Annotated in this window: 1 protein-coding gene; it reads right to left on the bottom strand. The window is 39.5% G+C overall.

Annotation, left to right across the window (positions count from 1 at the left end; all coding sequences use genetic code 11):
- Positions 1 to 185: malate:quinone oxidoreductase (locus tag SB775_RS32960; protein WP_410865498.1), on the bottom strand; the 185-nt coding region annotated here is incomplete at its 3' end.
- Between the last annotated feature and the right edge of the window lie 58 nt (positions 186 to 243).

Here is a 243-nt window from a genome sequence, read left to right as displayed (position 1 = left end):
AGCGCAGAATGTCCTGTACCGGCATTATTCCATTCGTTAGAACTTTCTTCTCCGGCATTTGCGAGTTTTTCAAATACTTTAATTTCCCATTCAGGTGCCAATTCTTTCAGTAATGATCCTAACGTTGCGCTCATAATTCCTGCGCCAATTAAGATAACGTCTGTTTTTTGCTGCATGTTGCTCATGATAATCTCTCCATCCCCTATATTGGCAAAAAAGAGTAGGTGTTTTTATATCTAAGCC

The organism is Peribacillus sp. SIMBA_075 (assembly GCF_046534585.1).
Note: the sequence above shows the minus strand (reverse complement) of the source record. Positions and strands in the feature narration are given on the sequence as shown.